Raw genomic sequence first — 19,176 nt, 5'->3', positions numbered from 1 at the left:
GAAGACAAGGTTCAGCTGAAGGAATGTATAGTGATCGGCAGCAACTGCCTGATCGATAAAGAGTCTACTTTAGAAAACTGCATCATACTGCCTAATACCTATGTGGGTGAAAAATTAGAAGTAAAAAATAGCATCCTATGCAAAAACTTACTGATCAACCTTCAAAACTCGGGGGTAATCCAGATAAATGATCAAGCATTGATCGGTGCAAACGAGAGCCAAGCTAAACCAGGTAAGAATAAAACCGGCTCCATAACCAAAGGCCTGCTACTCATTTTGCTGGTAACGAGTCTGCCCCTGTGGCCATTACTGACCTTATATTCATCCATCAGAAATGCCTTAATGAAACAAGCTGAAGATTCAACGATCTCTGACACTTTTATCGATAATCTCGGTCAGACGTTTCCGGCCTGGAGGTGGAACATTCCCTCAGCGATCACCGCCAGACTACCCCAATTGTATCACGTGTTAACCGGAAGACTAGATCTTTTTGGTGACTCGCCGGAAGCAAGATACGCCACAGGAAAAGAGCAGCGACGCCTAGGCGTATTGGGGCCTGTACAGTTACTGCTAGACCATACCGCTCCCGAAGAGGAGCGACAATTATTAGAGCTCGAATTCGATGCAGATCTTAGAGCTACAAAATACCTACACTTGCTCTGGCGTGCTTTCGAGTAGATCGGCAATGATAGGAGAAGTCTGATGAAATCCATTATTTTTTTATTATTAAGAAAAGCCATCTATTACACTTCGGGCCTATGTCCAAGAGCCACTAAGGCCGTAATAGGAAGTAACCAAGACAGATTTTCCGATAATGCCAAATACCTGTACCTTCACTGGCAAAATACTGATTTTATCCGGTCAATTTGGATAAGTGGTGACAAGGAGCTAGTTAGTCAACTCAGAGGTGATGGCTTTGAAGCCTATCACCGCAGAAGCATAAGAGGAATATTCCACTGTTTGACCGCTAAGTACTATTTTTACACCAGCTACATAGGGGACATAAGCCAATACTTGGCCAAAGGTGCAACTAAGGTCAATCTCTGGCATGGATCGCCACTCAAGAAAATTGAATTCGACATCATCTCGGGTCCACTAGCAACAACTTACCAGGCAACTGACTTGAAAAATAAATTATTCAACTCCTTAAAGTACCATCAGGCCTATATCAAACCCGATATCATGTTCAGCCCTAGCCCAGTGATGGATGTGCTCTTCTCATCGGCGTTTAGGCTACCCACATCACAAATCCATCGCAGCGGAAACCCAAGGACCGACTACTACCGACGTTACCCGGAGAAAAAGCAGTCTATTACTCAATTATTTAACCAACAATATGATCAAGTGATCCTCTACCGCCCTACTTGGATAGACTCCCCCCGGGATGCAAAGATAAGTACTAAGAGAGACATTGGAAGACAGGCTGAGAGAGGGAATGATCAAAAAACAGAAAAAAGTGCAGAACAAAGCTCAGAGAAGAACATAAAGCCAAACAAGCGATACATAGGGGGAATCAACTGGCAATCGCTCTCGACTCAGTTACAGGAAAATAATCAGCTGTTTCTGATCCGATTTAATCCTAGCCAAGCCCATCTGGCTAAACAGCTTAAGAACTATGCCAACATCATAGATATTTCTCATTGGCAGGATATCTATAATATTTTTCATGAAATAGACCTCTTGATCACAGATGAATCATCTCTGTGTATCGATTTTCTGCTCTATCAAACACCCACAATTTTTTATACCAGCTCTGATGTAAGAAAAGACGAAACGTCAAAAACAGCAGCTTCAACTTTAACTTTAACGAAGCCTTCAACAAGCGCTTTACTTACACAGACTGAGACAAAAACAGAGACTGAAAACAGTCATACTAAAAGTGACAACTATGACTATGTAGACAACTTGCCCCTGTTTGGAATAGGACACTCAAAAACCTTAGATAACTTTGAAGATTTGCTAACGAAGCTTAGATCCGATAACAGCTTCTATATTTCAGCCGAAGAGAGCCAAGAATACAAACAGCTGACACAATTGTTCTGGCCAGAACAATTGTGTGATGCCTTCGATACGATCGAGAAGCAGATAGGAAAGATATCGAATAAAACCAAGGTGCCACAACAGGAATGCAGAGCCAATACCACACACCCGCAGGAGCCTGCTTTAGCCGCGAAGCCTTGCCTTGCTAATTCTTCTCGGGGCTAAAGCCCCTCCGACACAAGATAAGACCAATGTAACTCAATACACCTACATGGGTCGATTAAACCCAATCCCCCGTAGGAGCGTGCTTCAGCCGCGAAGGTTATCTTATTAATGAGAGATTTGAAGCAAACCTAAGAGGTACTCACCATAACCGCTATTGAGCAAGGGCTTAGCCAGCTCTCTCAACTGTGCATCATCAATCAAGCCTAGACGGTAAGCGACCTCTTCAGGACAGTTTATCTTGAGGCCTTGTCGCTTTTCTATGGCAGAAATAAATTGAGTCGCCTCAGCTAAAGCATCAGGAGTGCCTGTATCAAGCCAGGCTGTGCCTCTGCCCAGTATATTCACGTTTAAAGCGTTGGAACTTAAGTACATGTTAACCAGATCAACAATCTCGAGCTCACCTCGCCCGGAAGGAGTAATTTGTTTAGCAAAATCAGAGGCTCTATTATCGAAGAAATACAGCCCAGGCATGGCATACTTAGATTGTGGCTTAACTGGTTTCTCCTCAATCGAGAGTGCACGCCCACTTTTATCGAAGCTAATCACGCCATAATCTTGAGGATTAGACACGTGATATGCAAACACAGTAGCACCAGATAATGCAGCGCCGGGTTCAATAGCACAGGTCTGAGCCAATAACGGAGTTAGCGAATCACCATGAAAGAGATTATCGCCTAAGATTAAGGCGCTAGGTCCTCCATCGAGAAAGTCTTCCGCTATGATAAGGGCCTCGGCAAGCCCATTGGGCTGAGCTTGCTCGGCGTATTGCAGCGATATCCCCCATTGAGTACCGTCTTGTAACAGGGCACGAAATAGAGGCAGATCGGCCGGCCTACAAATAAGCAGAATATCTCTTATTCCGGCTTGCATCAGAGTCGAAATTGGATAATAGATCATAGGTTTATCATAAACTGGCAGTAACTGCTTACTCACAACCTGAGTCATAGGAAACAATCTAGACCCAGTACCACCAGCTAAAATAATGCCTTTTCTCATACTTGGCTTACATCTCAAAAATTAGATAAAAAAGAGGTGATATCTTATCACACTGTAGGAGCGGCTTTAGCCGCGATTGATGCAAACAAAAGATTCGGGCCTAAAGACCCTCCTACAAAAAAGATAAAACCTGTACGCTCCGATTCAATCCAATTAAACCGTAGGAGCGCGCTTTAGCCGCGATTTTCTTCTAAAATTAATAAATTGATTTCAATCAGAACAAGGCTAATTATGGAACATGGTAGTGACTTGCGGCTTGGAAGATATAGCCAAGAGAACAATATCTATTTCGTTACAACAAATACTCACGATAGAGAGCCATTGTTTAGTGATTTTAGCAGCGCTCGAATAGTCATTAATAATTTGAGATTGTCTGATGACCAAAAGATAACATCGACTATAGGCTATACCTTGATGCCAAATCACCTGCATTGGCTATTCACACTCAATGATGTCACTGATTTAAGTTATGCCGTAGGGAAAATCAAAGGTCGAAGTGCAAAACAGATAAATACTCATCTAAAACGGAATATTAAAGTGTGGCAAGCAGGATTTTACGATCATTGCTTGAGGCAAGATGAAGAGATAAAGGAAGTGATGAGATACATAGTGGCCAACCCATTGAGAGCGAATTTAGTAGACAACATTGGCAATTACTCACATTGGGATTGCATATATTTACCCGTATGGAGCAGCTTTAGCCGTATGGAGCAGCTTTAGCCGTATGGAGCAGCTTTAGCCGCGATTGATTGATGCAAACAAAAGATTCACCGTAGGAGCGTGCTTCAGCCGCGAAGGATTAATGTAAACAAAAGATTCGGGCCTAAAGACCCTCCTACATAATCAAACAATGCCCTACATAGGTCGATTAAACCCCACACACAAAATGCAGCTTATGTATAAAACTCTTTTACTGTTTTAATAAATCTATCCAGATCTGTTTTAGCTAATGCATTGATCCCTGCGGCTGCGGCCCTGCCGCCGCCAGTATCAAATTGACTACAGATATCGCCTGCTCCCTGCTTATTATTTAATGGTGCCCGTAAAGATACGGTATAAGTGCCATCATTATTATCAGTTAACACCCCATGAGCAGAATCAGGTTCCTGATTGGCCAGGTAGTTACCATATACGCCGCTGATGCGTCTCGACCAGGCACTATCGGGTAATTCAAAAACAGATAAATTTGCACTACGATGACAAGATTCTATTGCCAATACCTTATCCATGTCTTGTCTATATGCGCTTTGAAGCTGGTAGAAAGGTGAATCAGCATCGGCTATCACATCGAAAGGGTTAGGATACTTAAGCAAGGCTAGATACAGATCTGCGGGATGAAAATGAAGGTCTTGAGTTTTACTGCCGTAACCATTGTAATTAATCAGGGTACCAAGCTCATTGAGCTGCTCAGTTTGCTTCTGAGATAAACCCGCCTTTTCTGCTAATTTATTGGCTTTAGCAATAAGGTTATCCCCGAAAGCTGCCGTGATCGCCCAAAGATGGAATTGCCCCTCTAAAAACTTATCTATGATAAGTGCCGTACAGGTATTGGCATCTAAATCAATGTAGGCCTGCAAATGCTGATGCACAGGAATTTCACCGCATCTATGGTGATCGGCATAATATACAATCGCACCAACTTCGAGAGCACCGAGCAGAGCACCTCGATTCTTCTCCATCGAGATATCGAGTACCGTAAGGCTATCTCCAGACCTCACTGCAACTTTTTCTAGTAACTGGATGTCACGTTTAACACCTGTCACCAACTCACTCACAATCGGGTTCGCCAATCTAAGCTGCAACAAGGCGATGATCCCATCAGCATCACCGTTAAAGATATCGTAATTCATAAGCACCCTTTAAATGAGACCCTACACACCGTAGGAGCATGCTTTAGCCGCGATATATTTTATTATCGGCATGGAAAATTCGGGCCTAAAGACCCTCCTACACAAGATAAGACCAATACAACCCATTACACCAACACTGGTCGATTAAACCCTATCCCCTTAGGATCGCGCTTTAGCCGCAATGCCTTTCTTGTTAATTCTTCTCGGGGCTAAAGCCCCTCCTACACAAGATAAGAACATACACCAACACCTACCGATGATATCAAACACACATTGTAGGAGCGCGCTTTAGCCGCGATGGTTTTCTGTTAATTCTTTTCGGGCCTAAAGACCCTCCTACACAAAATAAGAACATACACCAACACCTACCGATGATATCAAACACACATTGTAGGAACGCGCTTTAGCCGCGATGATTTTCTTGTTAATTCTTTTCGGGCCTAAAGACCCTCCTACACAAGATAAGACCATACACCAACACCTACCGATGATATCAAACACACATTGTAGGAGCGCGCTTTAGCCGCGATGGTTTTTGCGGTCCTACATATCGATATAAGCATGTGATTTCAGGTAATCTATCACCTGCTTCGCACAAGCTTCCACCGACTGTTCAGCTGTTTTAACGTGTACTTCTGGGCTCACTGGTAATTCATAGGCTGAATCTATGCCGGTGAAGTTCTTAATCTCGCCTGCACGGGCTTTCTTGTATAAACCTTTTGGATCTCTAAGCTCACATATCTCAATCGGCGTGTCGATAAAGACCTCGATAAATTCCCCGCTCTTTAACTGACTTCGAACCTGCTCTCTATCAGCAAGAAAAGGTGAGATAAATGCTGTTGAGACCAGCTGACCTGCATCGACAAACAACTTTGACACTTCACCAATACGGCGAATGTTCTCGACTCTGTCTTCATCCGAGAAACCCAAGTCACCATTTAAACCATGACGAACGTTGTCGCCATCTAACAGGTAGGTTTTACAACCTATGTCATGCAGCATCTTATCAACTGCATTAGCCACCGTAGACTTTCCTGAGCCACTTAGGCCGGTAAACCAAAGCACGGCTGGGCGATGGCCATTACTAGCTACTCGCTCTTCATGAGACACACTCGCCTGATGCCAAACGACGTCGGAGGATGACTCGCCTTGCGTCTCAACATTCTTATAGGGAGACGCTTCTTCTATTTTATCTATCTTTACTGTCATCACATATCCAATTTTGATTATTTCCGGTGATACACCTTTAAGCTGATGCCTCTCCCGGTGGATTAAATATTCTCCCTGTAGGAGCGGCTTTAGCCGCGAAGGATTGAAACAAGCAAAAGCCTCGGGCCTAAAGACCCTCTTACATCTAAAGGCCCTCCTACAAAAGATAGAAACAATATATACCGATTCAATCCCACACACCGTAGGAGCGTGCTTTAGCCATGATTGATACAAGCAAAATATCGGGCCTAAAGACCCTCCTACATAAACGGGAAAAACACAGGTACGGCCATGAGCACTATGACGCCATAGGTCAGGCTCACTGGCAGTCCGACTCTTACAAAATCGATGATTCGGTAATGTCCGGCGTTATACACCATCAAGTTAGTCTGGTAACCATAAGGGCTAATGAAACTGCCACTCGCCGCAAAAGCGACGGTCATAACAAAAGGTAATATATCCACACCAAAACCTAAGGCGATACTGTAAGCGATAGGGAACATTAATGCAGCAGCTGCATTATTGGTAATGAGCTCAGTCATCAACCAGGTTGCGACATAAACCAGTATCAGAGCCAGATAGAGGTGGTCTTTATCCGTGACGCTATTTACCCACTGGGCCACTAAATCGGCGACGCCATTATTAACCAATGCATGTGAAAGCAAGATAGCCGTCGACACAATTAACCAGATATCGACGGGGAAACGCCTCACCACTTCGTTCACGTTGAGGCACTTACTAAAAATAAGCACGCCAAGCAGCAGCAACATCCCTTGCAGCATCTCTATGACGCCCGTGGCAGCAAGTGCGATAGTCAATACAAATCCACCGATTGAGAGCCAGGCCTTGGCACCATTGATGCGAACTTCAGGCTCAACACCACTGATAACGATGAAGTTTTTACTGATATTTCTGCGAGTCTTAAAGTCTTCACCTACGGCGAGGATTAAAAAGTCTCCCGCCTTGATGACGACCTCGCCCAGCTTACCCGAGATCTCCTCCCCGTCACGGCGAATCGCCACAACTGCGGCATCGAACAAGGCCCTAAAGCCAGAGCCTTTCAGTGTCTTACCTATCAGTACACTTTCTTGCTTCACCACCACTTCGGTTAAATTTGAGTCCAGTAAGCCATTTTTCTCGGCAAACATCTCTAAGCCGGAAAACTGACTCAGCTGCATCATCTTAGTGATATCACCACTGAAGATAAGCCTGTCATTAAGCAGCAGCACTTCTGTCGGTGTTACCGGGCTTATCAAGCGTCCGTCCCGAACGACTTCGACCAAAAATAGCGATTCAAGATGTCGAAGGCCATTATCTTCGACCGAACGGCCAATAAGCTCGGAGCCAGCGACAACTTTAGCATCGATAAAGTAGCCTTTGGAGCAGGTTTCTTTATGCTCGATATCAGGCAACCAGCGAGAGGCCAGTCTTAATACCAGGCCGCAGCCTAATACCAACATGATGCCTACTGCAGTAAACGAAAAGAAACTGAGTGACTTGCCAGTAGCATCGATATAGAGGCTGTTAACGATCAAGTTGGTGGATGTACCAATTAAGGTGAGCGTTCCCCCTAAGATAGCGGCGTAGGAAAGAGGCAATAACAATTTGCTGGCAAAATGATGCGGATTATTTCGAATTGGCGATAACAAGGTAGCGACCACGGCCGTATTATTGAGCATGGCCGAGCTTAACGCTGTAATTCCGAAGAGTCTCATCCAAGTAGAATTGTAACTGCTCACTATCACCTTGGAGGCAATTACTCTGAGCAAGCGAGTCTTCTCCAATGCGAAGGAGCATAAGATCAATAGGACCAGAGTCACCAAACCAGGGTTAGACATGCTCGACAGCAGTTGCTCTTTCGAGACTAAATTAAGTCCGACCAAGGCTAACAGAGCCACACCAAACACCACAGCTGGGCGGCTCTGAAAACGAATAAGTCCCGCGATTGTCGCGACAAATATTCCAATGGTTAAATATGCATCTAGAGACATAGATTCCTATGATTATTTCTGTTGTAGGAGCGCGCTTTAGCCGCGATTGATTGAAACAACCACAAATTCGGGCCTAAAGACCCTCCTACAAAGAGATATCCTTGCTTTCCCAATGTGGGAAATGCTTACGCACCAAAGCATTCATCTCTAATTCAAATTCTGAATAGCTATGCTGTGTCGACTGGTTGGAAGCGATCTTGGAAGATATTGGATTACGGATCATCCCTGCGCCAACGGTTACATTAGTCAGACGATCGATAATAATAAATGCCCCCGTAGCACGGTTAACATCATAGGGATCAAATTGCACTGGCTCAGTGACGGCAAAATGGCAGTTACCAATCTCATTGAGTTCAAGTTGCTGAGCCTTTTGCTTCTCGAGCGTATTAACATCTATCTTGTGATTGATGGCGTCGGCATAACCATAGACGGACTTGCTGCCGACTTTAATCGCATACTCACGATCCACACACAGAGGCTCTTCAGTCATCCAAACCACGTCAGCTTCGAAATTGCTGAGTGAATGTGGCTTATCATGGGGGCGCACTAACATGTCACCACGGCCGACATCAATCTCATCTTCGAGGGTTAAGGTTATCGCCTGCCCCGCAGAGGCTTTCTCAAGATCGCCATCGAATGTGACGATTGACTTAATACGCGTCTCTTTATTCGATGGCAAAGCCACAACAGTATCGCCAACGCGGATCTCACCCGAACCTATGGTTCCACAGAATCCACGAAAATCTAAATTGGGTCGATTAACATATTGCACCTGGAAGCGGAACGACTCACTTCTATCTTGTTCAACCGAAACAGTATTAAGCAACTTGAGTAAGGTAGACCCCGGATACCAAGTCATATTGGTACTTTCGTTTACAACGTTATCGCCTTTCAAGGCCGATATTGGCACGAAGCGGACATCAGAGAATGACAATGCTTTGGCAAACTCGCGATATGCCTTCTTAATGTTCTGATAAACGGCCTGATCGTAATCTACCGCATCCATCTTATTGATGGCAATGATCACGTGCTTAATACCTAACTGAGAACAAATAAAGCTGTGACGCTTGGTCTGAACTTGCACACCATGGCGGGCATCGATCAAGATAATCGCTAAATCACAGGTTGAGGCACCTGTCGCCATATTACGCGTATACTGCTCATGACCCGGCGTATCGGCAATGATAAACTTGCGTTGCTCGGTAGTGAAGTAACGATAAGCCACATCTATGGTAATGCCCTGCTCTCGCTCAGATTGCAGGCCATCGACAAGCAGTGCTAAGTCGAATGACTCATCGGTAGTGTTGAACCGTTTCGAGTCTTTAACTATCGCTGCCATCTGATCTTCGAAGATCATCTTGCTATCGAACAACAAGCGCCCGATTAAAGTAGACTTACCATCATCGACACTGCCACAAGTTAGCACTCGCAACATATCTTTGTTTTCGTGGACTTGAAGATACTCTTCAATGTCAGAAGCAATCAAATTCGAACTTGTGGTCATCTCTGTTCCTTATCTATGAGCTTCGAAAAGCTTGCTCATAGTTAATCTAAATTCTATACACTTACCGTAGGAGCGTGCTTTAGCCGCGATTGAATAAACCAACACGGGTATTGCCATCAACACCAATATTCATTATTGCCATCGATATAGGTCCTACAAACAAGAAATCTATTCCCGGCGCAAGCCGGTCCTATTACTAAAGTCGCTTATCAATTTTAGAAATAGCCTTCCATCTTCTTCTTTTCCATAGACCCGGAAGAGTCATTATCTATCACTCGACCCTGGCGCTCAGAGGTTGTACACAGCAGCATCTCTTGAATTATCTCAGGCAAGGTAGTCGCTTCAGACTCGACTGCACCGGTAAGCGGGTAACAACCTAGAGTCCTGAATCTAACCATCTTCTGTTGAACCACTTCACCTTCTTCTATCGGCATACGCTCATCATCGACCATGATTAGCGTGCCATCACGTTCAACAACAGGGCGAGTTTTCGCCAGGTACAGCGAGGGGATTTCGATACCTTCTAGATAGATGTACTGCCAGATATCGAGCTCGGTCCAGTTCGATAATGGGAAAACACGAATGCTTTCGCCCTTATCGACTTTACCGTTATAGATATTCCACAGCTCAGGGCGTTGATTCTTAGGGTCCCATCTGTGCTTACTATCACGGAAAGAATAGACACGCTCTTTAGCACGAGATTTTTCCTCATCGCGGCGAGCACCACCGAAGGCGGCATCGAATCCATGCATGTCCAATGCCTGCTTAAGGCCTTCGGTTTTCATTATGTCAGTATGCTTAGCACTACCATGGGTGAACGGACCCACCCCCATTTCGATACCTCGAGGATTCTTATGGACTATCAGTTCGAAGCCATGTTTCTTTGCCATCTTATCCCTGAACTCGATCATCTCTTTGAACTTCCAGTTCGTATCGACATGCATCAATGGAAACGGGATCTTGCCAGGGTAAAACGCCTTACGCGCCAGATGCAGTAATACAGATGAGTCCTTCCCCACAGAATAGAGCATTACAGGATTATCAAACTCTGCGGCCACTTCACGCATAATTTGAATCGATTCAGCTTCAAGCTGTTTAAGATGAGTTAGATGTGTAGACATATCGACTTCCGCGTAAACCCTAATCAAACCTAATTAACAACAACTATCAATTTAGTGTGTCGATAACCAGAAACTTTTAACTTAAAGAGATAATAGCAGCACAGGTAAGGATTAAAAGTTATAAAAATCGTTTATCTATATCAAAATGAAATATGAAGTGCAGAAACGATTTCGAATGAATGCGGGAGGGGTAAGAAAGTAGAGGAGCAAAGATGACGGCTGTACCTAGAAAGCTAAAACGACGCTACGCTGTTGAGGCAAAGATGGTATGAAAGCAAAGACGACGGCTGCGCTGTTGAAACGAAGCAGAGATGACTTAACAACAAAAAACCAAATTCGGGCCTAAAGACCCTCCTACACCACCGAGAACCAAGCCCTAAAACTAAAAATCCCACCCTAAATAATAGAGGCAGGCATCTGTATTCATGTAGTCTATGGCGATATCCACCACACCTCGTAGGAGCGTGCTTTAGCCGCGATTGGTTCAAATAAGCAAAACCTCGGGCCTAAAGACCCATCTACATCTAAAGACCCTCCTACAAAAAACAAAACTAAGCTTAACCTTTAGCTAAAATTTGTTCCAACTGCGCTCTAAACTCTGTACCTAACTTATCATTTCTGAGGCCATATTCTACAAACGCAGTCATGTAGCCAAGCTTATCACCACAATCATGGGACTTGCCTGTCATATGAAATGCTTCTACGGTATCGGATTCGATCAACATATCGATGGCATCTGTAAGTTGGATCTCATCCCCGGCACCAGCAGGTGTTCTTGCCAGGAGATCCCAGATTTTGTCAGATAAAACATAACGGCCTACAACCGCAAGGTTAGATGGAGCCTCATCAAGAGCTGGTTTCTCGACCATCTTAGAGATAGCTGTTGACTCACCAGCACACAAACCCACGCCATCACAATCGGCAATACCATACTTACTGACATCTTCATCGGGCACAGGTGAAACCATGATCTGACTAGCCAAAGTAGACTTATAACGACTAATCATGGCTGCCAAATTTTCACTGGTTTGGTTGGCTGTGTATTCGTCTAAAATCACATCGGGTAAAACCACAGCAAAAGGATTATTACCAATACAAGGCTTAGCACACAAGACCGCATGCCCTAGACCTTTAGCCTCACCTTGACGCACATGCATTATGGTCACATCTTTAGGGCAAATAGCCTGTACTTCTTCCAGTAACTGGCGCTTGACCCGCTTCTCAAGTGTTGACTCTAGTTCATAAGAAGTATCAAAGTGATTCTCGATGGCATTTTTACTGGCATGAGTGACTAATACTATCTCTTTAACTCCAGCTTTTACGCATTCATCGACGATATATTGAATTAAAGGCTTATCGACTAAAGGCAACATCTCTTTAGGAATGGCTTTGGTAGCAGGCAACATACGCGTACCAAGCCCTGCAACAGGAATAACAACTTTCATAAAATCTCTTTTAGACAAAAATTAGAGACCAACACGCCCTAATCTCAATTATCAATTATCAATTATCAATTTTGAGATTCTATCATCCTATGAAGAGGTATAAAACAAGCTCATTCATAATCTTCAAACTTATTTAATTCCTTAACAAAACCAAATTTTCGGGCAGTAAACACAAGCTCTCAGAACAAGCTTGCAATCGAATGCCGAGTATATGTCTATTGTACTCACCTTTTGATGTTCTTGACTCTGGAAACTCTACCTGTATCTCAAATCGTCCTTCGTAAAGATGTAATAACGTTTTGTAAAAAAAAAGCTGCTTCTCCGTAGCTTGGGGATAGTGAACTTTAATGCTTTTATCTGATTGAAATCCCCCATCAATCCCAACAAGTGAAACTTGGGTTGGGATGAAGCGCTTGTTTGCTACCGGGTTGGCATTAATATGCCAACCCGGCTCTATATCAAACTCAATACGAATAATCCCCCCATCATTAAATGCCTTTATTCGCCCATGTCCCTTTGCAAAAATAGAATGATTTAACCTTACTGGCACTAAGCCATCAGCCACACTGCCAACGAAACTATAATTCTTAAACAATTCACTTAAGAGGGGACTATGACTCTTGCTGAGCTGACTGGATATTTGCTTATAAGCCGGATGTTGAGAATATAAACTTCCTAGAGACAAAGCTCTATATACTGAGGTATAGACTGAAGATTGCTCTCCATCTGTATTTAAATTAGAGATCTTTGAATACAAATTTTCCCCATCAGAATCATCAAAATGGGCAATCATTTTCTCTAATAACCAGTTCCCACTTGTAACTGCTGAGCCATCCCCAAATGCCCTAGTTTCAATACCAGATGATATGCTTTCACCATGTTCTTCACCCTGCCAAGGCTGATAGAAAGCGAGTCTGAACTGAGCTAGTGCAAACAAAGCAAAATCTTCCAGCTGTGCAGGTATCGATGCACGCCCCAAAAATACTATCCGATATAGTTTTCCATCAAATATCGCACCTTGCCAAAGCAACTCAAGTAACCGGGTGGAGTTATCTAAATATTCCGCTTTGTCAGTTACTTCAAAAGCATCGATAAGTGCAATCGCATAACGGCTATTCCAACTGACTATGACTTTCTCATCAATTTCTGGCTTTACCTTTTGCTTACGATATTTTTTTAATTCCTGATAACTAGGTAACTTACGCCAATCAGAATCTAACGAATCAAGTGATACTAAGACATTCTGATTATTTCCGCTTTGAGTATCATTGATGACTCCTGTTAAAGCTTTGAATCCAACCAAATTGACAGTGCCTGAGTCAGATTGAGTGTCCCTGAAATGATAATACTTACCTTCTATCCCTTCTGAGAGAGCCGATACGGCCGAAGAGTAACCAGAATCATTCTTCAGCCACTGTTCGACCCAATTGATGGTTTGCTCCATTGCAATACGGTAGTGCTGTTTACCTGTAATTCCGTAAACTCTTGCTAACAGACTGATCATATTCGCTTGGGTATATAGCATCTTCTCAAAGTGAGGGGTCTGCCATTTACTATCTACAGTATAACGGTGAAAACCACCATCTATTGCATCAAATACCGGACTTAGCAATATTTCAGAAAGCTGATTTTCTACAGCCTCCAAATAAGCTTTATTACCTGTTCGTAAATACTCATCCAATAAACCAAGTTGCCAGACTTCTCGAAAAAAACGCGGTTCACCGAGGCGTTCTTCATTGAGTAAGGCTTGATAAACTGACTGATGTTGCTCAGGTAATAGCTTTCGCCAATCACTTTTTGAAAGCAGATTTGTCTCTGGATTCGAAGTCGGGAGTGGATCAGGATTTACTATAGCGTCTACTCTACTCGCCAAACTAGATATAGCTTTTGGTTGCTTCCCCCATCTCTTAGCAAGTCCTTGGATCACTTTAGTAAACTTATCTTTATTAAGATAAGAGTCAATCCAAACTATCTTGCCATCTGGCGTCAATATGACATTGAGAGGCCAGCCGGCCTCACCTTTCAATAATTCCAATGCAGATTTAAAACGCCCATCCACCAGCGGCCACTGCTCTCTGTCGACTTTAATGCTGATGTAAGACTGATTTAGAATATCTGCGATGTCAGTATTAGCAAAACTCTCTTCAGCCATCACATGACACCAATGACAGGTAGAATAGCCAATTGAAATAAAGACTAGCTTGCCACCGCTTTGAAAATCAGTTTCAAAATTTGGTTGCCACTCAATCCAATCAACAGGCTGTAGAGAGTGACTGAGCAGGTAGGGAGATTCTGAATTAATTAAGTTATTAAGATACTTAGGCGTTGATGTTTGTGAACTAACAATCTTACGATTGACGAGCCAAGATTTACGACTTTCAAAAGCGATCATCAAGTCAGTATCGTTAAGCACTGTCTTATTAATACTCACGGAATCCGCACTGATTTGACCAATGCTAATGAAGAACAAAAAACATGATATAAGAAAAAACCTTGAAAACATCGGAGGGATCTCTCACCAAAAATAATTAACCGTTACGGACATGTCAGAGTGTAGGACCGGCTTTAGCCGGGAGGAACCTATCAAATAACCTAAATACATATTTCATAGCCTCGGGGCTGAAGCGCCCTCCTACAAGATACAAACCTATCTAGGACTGGCTTTAACCGGGAGGAAGCTATCAAAATAGCCTAACTAAAACCTCGGGGCTAAAGCACCCTCCTACAACCGTTCCTTTCCAATAAACGGGCACCATCTACATATGAACAGGAACCTATCAAATAACCTAAATACATATCCTAAGCCTCGGGGCTAAAGCCCCCCTCCTACAACAGATGTCCTCTCAACAATGACACGAATCAAACTCGTCACCAGCAATCGAACACTAAACAACGAGCTACAAACCAATGTAGGACTGGCTTTAGCCGGGAGGAACTTATCAACATGGCCTAAATACATATCCCAAGCCTCGGGGCTAAAGCACCCTCCTACAACCGTTCCTTTCCAATAAACGGGCACCATCTACATATGAACCAATGTAGGACCGGCTTTAGCCGGGAGAAACCTATCAAAATGGCCCAAGCCTCGGGGCTAAAGCCACCTCCTACACAAGCATGACCAATCAAAGCCAACCGTCAGCCCGACTATTTTCGCAACATCCTTTGCAGTGACCTTAGCTTGTATCTCGCGACTCGAGACTTTCTTAGCTCTATCTTTAACCCGAAACCGCTCCTAAGTTACCTCTCCGGATAACGAACCGTATAACTCTGATTAGCTTTCACATTACTAATATGTTGCCTGGTTCCATTAGGCCAGATCACCATAAGATTAGCCGAAGTCGCTTTACCTAACCCTATATGTTGCTGTTTAGGGTGTACTGACATATAGCCTTGACTGCCACTCACTTGACGCCACGAATAACCATCCCCTTCATAACCCACGACAATTTGTGCCCCTATGCCATCGAGATTCACACCATGTTCGGGTGACCCCTGCAAGGTGATTTTAATCCAGTTATTATTGAGCTTCTGTGCCTGATTCTCGAATAAATGCGCCGCATCATGGTAGTTATTCACTACCACATCTAAGTCACCATCATTATCAAAATCCAGATAAGAAGCCGATCGCGAGTTAGCTATCATGTCCAGTCCGCTTAATGCTGAAACATTCGATAATTTTCCGCCGCTGTTGAGAAAAAACACATTACTGGCTTTAGCAGCATCGGGGAAATTAACGGCTAAGCTTTCGCCTGTCATAGGATCATTGTAATAGGGGTTGTCAGTGGAGTAGACATAATAGTCATTCATGCCGTTGAGCACATAGAGATCATCATCCCCATCATTATCTACATCGAAAAAGTCAGCATCCCATGCCCAACCTGTTGATGAAAAACCTCGGCCAACCAAGTCACTGTGCTGATATTTAATTGCACCGCTATCGGTAAAAGTGGACAAAAACAGATCATTACCTTCGACGACTCGCATATTCGCTAATTTATCAGGATTAAACTCGGCACTAGTATCCTCACTTGGCGTGACATATTTCTGATCTTTATTCATGGTCACAATATTCGACACATAAATATCCGGGATACCGTCACGGTTAAGGTCACTTAAACTCAAATTCATCGTATATGATGGCTTATCAGTACCTAGCTTGGCAGCATAATCGACAAAACCCTTCCCTTGTTGATTGATATAATAAGCATTCACGCCAAAATCATTACCTACGATGAGGTCTTGCCAGCCATCCATATTCAAATCTGTATGTGTTACCGCCTGCCCCCAGCCGGAGTTATTGGCGCCTAACGCATCCTTAGCCTGTTCAAACTTGAAACCACCTTTATTGATGAATAGCACATTGACGCCACCATTATCATTTCTACGTTTAAGGGTTGGAAGCTCGCCCTTGAGGTAATTGCCGAAGTATTCGATGTAGATATCAAGTAAGCCATCGTTGTTCACATCAAACGTCGTCGCAGGGCCGCCTACAAGGCCAGCGCCACCGAGTGAAGCAGTAGCGGTGACTTCGGTAAACTTTCCGTCTCCATCATTACGGTATACCCGGTGAGCTTCATCGACATAAGTGATCACTATGTCTTGATCGCCATCATTATCAAAATCGGCTATCAAAGGTTGTCTAGGCTCACCAGCGGTGTCTTCTGAACCTTTTCTCTTACTGTGATTATCAAGACCAGCTGAAACCGTAATATCTTCGAAGTAACCGCCTTTATTCAGATAGAGCTTGTTACCAAGGCCACTCAAAATGAGGATATCGATTAGCCCGTCATTATTAATATCTTCAGCCGCAACACCACCGCCACCAAATGCAGGAGGGATAGTAATAATGCCAGTTTCAGAACTCTTGCTTAGGTAGCTACGTAATTGACGACTTAGCCAGTCTGATGAGCGGTGCTCGGCTTTAAAACCTTGCTTATCTGTCACATTAATAAAATAACGAGTCTGAGGTGTGTCGCCGCCGTTGCCACCGGCAGAAATAATTCCTGTTTTTACAAGCTTCTGTGGCTGATAACTGTGATAGGTCTGTAGATCTGACATGATTTTTTCATAACTCAGCGCTACAAGATCAGAGCTAAGCACCTCTTGCTTTAACCGCTTTCCTTCAATACCCGCATTTCGGAGTAATAGCACACCATAGTGAGCGATCGCTTCACTGAGAAGTTCAGCAGCAAAAGGGTCTGCTTCAATTTTGACTAACGATTTAGCATCGAGCAATGCCTCTTTAAAGTAAAGCCAATGCAAACCAGAATCTCTGAACGAGTCCATATCGTAAGATTCTATGACGACTTGCTTATCCTTGGGATAATTAGGATAAAAAATTACATCTTCATATTCATTGATGCGGTGAGGAAGCAAACTTTGCACTGACGCTGCGACATCAGATTCTTTAATTGTTGACCCTTTACTGACTCGAGCCTGAGCATCGAGATAAAGCGTGCCTGAGAATGCTATCATTGCTTCTGTGAAATATTGCTTAAACGCGGCCTTTTTAGCAGGGTCTTTTGGTAAAGCTAGTTTCGCAAAATACACTTGAAGATTACGAGCAAAAAGCGTTTGATTAACTTCATTGTATTGTTCGAAAGCTGCAATTTTCTGCTCAATCAAGGGCAGTAACAAACCTGACTTCACGATTTTAGTTGATGAACTGTTTGCAAGCCTTACATTTTCAGATGACTCCAAAGACGGGAAAAGAACACCCCAACTTTGGGTAACCATCTGCGCCGAAACTTCATAACTATCCGTATCTCTGGCAAGGATATCAGCTCGTTTTAACAGTGACAAAGTGACTAAATCCACTTTTTCAGTGATGGCTTGGGTCGCATCATCACTAAGCCCTGGAAGTTCAATATCAAAATCGAGCAACACATCTTGCTGCACAGCTAGCATGGCTCTCAAGGTATAAGCAATCGAACCATAATGCTGTTGATCACGACTGTTAATTTCTGTGATGACGCCATTAGTACTTACTAACCAGTAAGACTGATTAATATCAGGGAAACCTTGCTTTAGCTTGGTTTGAAGTAGAAGTTCACTTGCTGCATTGACTTGAGAAAGTGTCAGTTGACTGGCATCAGGATAAAGACTCGCAGCTTTTTGCCAAATAGCACGAACGAGTCGTTTTTGCAGTTCAGTTTTAGCATATCTGGCGTTTGCAGATAAGGGAGTGCCATAGATAAGACCTTCGAGACGAGTTGCTGTAGCGTGGCATTTAGGGTCTTTCACCGACTCTAACTTACCCATCAGTTTTAATATGCCATCATCTAGCTGACTGATGTCAATTTGATCCTCGGCGTAAACATTTGCAGCTATACCCGATGATATTAGCACCATAGCCAACATTGCAGCTTTGATACTGACGGCTAGTTTTCGAACTGGATTATGACTAAAGCCCAAACTAGAATGAATTCCATTGCTTATACTGCGCATATACAACTCCCTATTGCCGTTACCTTCTCCTTAAAGCCACAATAAACAGCAGGAGAGGCCGACATATTTTTATTAAATATTTATCAATTTCAAGATATCAAAAAACAACATAGATGCCAACAAATCTGCAACCTCGGGGCTAAAGCGCCCTCCTACAAGATACAAACCTATGTAGGACAGGCGTTAGCCGGGAGGAAGCTATCAAAACGGCCAAGAGACATATCCCAAACCTCGGGGCTGAAGCGCCCTCCTACAACATGCAAACCTATGTAGGATCGGCTTTAGCCGGGAGGAAACTATCAAAATGGCCAAGAGACATATCCCAAGCCTCGGGGCTGAAGCACCCTCCTACAACCGTTCCTTTCCAATAAACGGGCACCATCTACATATGAACCTATGTAGGACCGG

General features: G+C 43.6%; 12 protein-coding genes. 3 read left to right on the top strand and 9 right to left on the bottom strand.

Translation table 11 applies throughout. The features are described from left to right. Nucleotides 1-30: 30 nt before the first annotated feature. Nucleotides 31-678 carry an LbetaH domain-containing protein gene (locus FM037_RS29320; protein ID WP_229381141.1) on the top strand — a complete coding sequence of 216 codons (648 nt, stop codon included), beginning with the start codon at nucleotides 31-33 and terminating at the stop codon, nucleotides 676-678. 24 nt (nucleotides 679-702) lie between these two features. Then, nucleotides 703-2,205: a CDP-glycerol glycerophosphotransferase family protein gene (locus tag FM037_RS10100; RefSeq protein ID WP_144045904.1), complete on the top strand. Its 1,503-nt coding sequence runs from the start codon at nucleotides 703-705 to the stop codon at nucleotides 2,203-2,205. Nucleotides 2,206-2,310: 105 nt separating this feature from the next. Here FM037_RS10100 and rfbA read toward each other — a convergent pair whose 3' ends face one another. Next, nucleotides 2,311-3,201 carry a glucose-1-phosphate thymidylyltransferase RfbA gene (gene rfbA, locus FM037_RS10095; protein WP_144045903.1) on the bottom strand — a complete coding sequence of 297 codons (891 nt, stop codon included), beginning with the start codon at nucleotides 3,199-3,201 and terminating at the stop codon, nucleotides 2,311-2,313. 231 nt (nucleotides 3,202-3,432) lie between these two features. Between rfbA and FM037_RS10090 the strand changes: the two genes are divergently transcribed. After that, the gene (locus FM037_RS10090; RefSeq protein ID WP_144045902.1) at nucleotides 3,433-3,921 is read left to right on the top strand and encodes an REP-associated tyrosine transposase; all 489 of its coding nucleotides are present in this window, start codon (nucleotides 3,433-3,435) and stop codon (nucleotides 3,919-3,921) included. Nucleotides 3,922-4,094: 173 nt separating this feature from the next. Here FM037_RS10090 and FM037_RS10085 read toward each other — a convergent pair whose 3' ends face one another. From FM037_RS10085 to FM037_RS10050, 8 genes are all read right to left on the bottom strand, one after another. Next, nucleotides 4,095-5,051, bottom strand: coding sequence for a DHHA1 domain-containing protein (locus FM037_RS10085; RefSeq protein WP_144045901.1), 957 nt, complete (start codon nucleotides 5,049-5,051; stop codon nucleotides 4,095-4,097). A 543-nt stretch (nucleotides 5,052-5,594) separates the two neighbouring features. Further along, a complete protein-coding gene (gene cysC, locus FM037_RS10080; protein ID WP_144045900.1) occupies nucleotides 5,595-6,260 on the bottom strand; it encodes an adenylyl-sulfate kinase in 666 nt (221 codons plus the stop codon). Between the two features lie 260 nt (nucleotides 6,261-6,520). Then, nucleotides 6,521-8,251 carry an SLC13 family permease gene (locus tag FM037_RS10075; protein WP_144045899.1) on the bottom strand — a complete coding sequence of 577 codons (1,731 nt, stop codon included), beginning with the start codon at nucleotides 8,249-8,251 and terminating at the stop codon, nucleotides 6,521-6,523. Nucleotides 8,252-8,336: 85 nt separating this feature from the next. Continuing rightward, on the bottom strand, nucleotides 8,337-9,755 hold the full coding sequence (gene cysN / locus FM037_RS10070) for a sulfate adenylyltransferase subunit CysN (RefSeq protein WP_144045898.1): 1,419 nt from the start codon (nucleotides 9,753-9,755) through the stop codon (nucleotides 8,337-8,339). Between the two features lie 215 nt (nucleotides 9,756-9,970). Next, nucleotides 9,971-10,876 (bottom strand): sulfate adenylyltransferase subunit CysD, encoded by a 906-nt coding sequence (cysD, locus tag FM037_RS10065; protein WP_144045897.1) that lies wholly within the window; start codon nucleotides 10,874-10,876, stop codon nucleotides 9,971-9,973. Nucleotides 10,877-11,433: 557 nt separating this feature from the next. After that, nucleotides 11,434-12,321 (bottom strand): UTP--glucose-1-phosphate uridylyltransferase GalU, encoded by an 888-nt coding sequence (galU, locus tag FM037_RS10060; RefSeq protein ID WP_144045896.1) that lies wholly within the window; start codon nucleotides 12,319-12,321, stop codon nucleotides 11,434-11,436. Nucleotides 12,322-12,454: 133 nt separating this feature from the next. Continuing rightward, nucleotides 12,455-14,752: a DUF255 domain-containing protein gene (locus FM037_RS10055; protein WP_185977000.1), complete on the bottom strand. Its 2,298-nt coding sequence runs from the start codon at nucleotides 14,750-14,752 to the stop codon at nucleotides 12,455-12,457. An 806-nt stretch (nucleotides 14,753-15,558) separates the two neighbouring features. Further along, a complete protein-coding gene (locus FM037_RS10050; RefSeq protein WP_144045894.1) occupies nucleotides 15,559-18,768 on the bottom strand; it encodes a CRTAC1 family protein in 3,210 nt (1,069 codons plus the stop codon). Nucleotides 18,769-19,176: the final 408 nt, after the last annotated feature.

Origin of the sequence: Shewanella psychropiezotolerans, assembly GCF_007197555.1 — a bacterium.
Taxonomy (GTDB): domain Bacteria; phylum Pseudomonadota; class Gammaproteobacteria; order Enterobacterales; family Shewanellaceae; genus Shewanella; species Shewanella psychropiezotolerans.
The sequence above is the reverse complement of the archived record's forward strand: the minus strand, read 5'-3'. Positions and strand labels throughout refer to the sequence as shown.

Coding starts and splice junctions, on each gene's coding strand:
- FM037_RS10100 (WP_144045904.1), top strand. CDS start 703: ATGAAATCCATTATTTTTTTATTATTAAGAAAAGCCATCTATTACACT.
- rfbA (WP_144045903.1), bottom strand. CDS start 3,201: ATGAGAAAAGGCATTATTTTAGCTGGTGGTACTGGGTCTAGATTGTTT.
- FM037_RS10090 (WP_144045902.1), top strand. CDS start 3,433: ATGGAACATGGTAGTGACTTGCGGCTTGGAAGATATAGCCAAGAGAAC.
- FM037_RS10085 (WP_144045901.1), bottom strand. CDS start 5,051: ATGAATTACGATATCTTTAACGGTGATGCTGATGGGATCATCGCCTTG.
- cysC (WP_144045900.1), bottom strand. CDS start 6,260: ATGACAGTAAAGATAGATAAAATAGAAGAAGCGTCTCCCTATAAGAAT.
- FM037_RS10075 (WP_144045899.1), bottom strand. CDS start 8,251: ATGTCTCTAGATGCATATTTAACCATTGGAATATTTGTCGCGACAATC.
- cysN (WP_144045898.1), bottom strand. CDS start 9,755: ATGACCACAAGTTCGAATTTGATTGCTTCTGACATTGAAGAGTATCTT.
- cysD (WP_144045897.1), bottom strand. CDS start 10,876: ATGTCTACACATCTAACTCATCTTAAACAGCTTGAAGCTGAATCGATT.
- galU (WP_144045896.1), bottom strand. CDS start 12,321: ATGAAAGTTGTTATTCCTGTTGCAGGGCTTGGTACGCGTATGTTGCCT.
- FM037_RS10050 (WP_144045894.1), bottom strand. CDS start 18,768: ATGCGCAGTATAAGCAATGGAATTCATTCTAGTTTGGGCTTTAGTCAT.